This is a genomic window from Mesorhizobium sp. WSM4836, assembly GCF_055811815.1.
The window spans coordinates 1-540 of record NZ_JBVVQF010000092.1; the positions used below are offsets into that span (position 1 = coordinate 1).

A 540-nucleotide genomic window follows, 5' to 3' on the forward strand; every position below is an offset into this window, starting at 1 on the left:
TCGAAGACCAACGACATCGCCGGCGACGGCACCACGACCGCGACCGTTCTGGCACAGTCGATCGTCCAGGAAGGCCACAAGGCGGTTGCCGCCGGCATGAACCCGATGGACCTCAAGCGCGGCATCGATCTCGCCGTCGCCGACGTCGTCGCGACGCTGATCAAGAACGCCAAGAAGATCAAGACCTCGGAAGAGGTTGCCCAGGTCGGCACCATCGCCGGCAATGGCGATGTTTCGGTCGGCTCGATGATTGCCGAAGCGATGCAGAAGGTCGGCAATGAAGGCGTCATCACCGTCGAGGAAGCCAAGACCGCCGAGACCGAGCTCGAAGTCGTCGAAGGCATGCAGTTCGACCGCGGCTATCTCTCGCCCTACTTCGTCACCAACGCCGAGAAGATGGTTGCGGATCTGGAAGACGCCTACATCCTTCTCCACGAGAAGAAGCTCTCCAACCTGCAGGCCATGCTGCCGATCCTCGAGGCTGTCGTGCAGACCTCGAAGCCGCTGGTCATCATCTCGGAAGACGTCGAAGGCGAGGCC

General features: G+C 61.7%; 1 protein-coding gene. It reads left to right on the forward strand.

Annotated features, from left to right (window positions below; genetic code table 11):
- On the forward strand, positions 1-540 hold a 540-nt coding region (locus AC0L2P_RS32225; RefSeq protein ID WP_473507250.1), incomplete at both ends, for a TCP-1/cpn60 chaperonin family protein.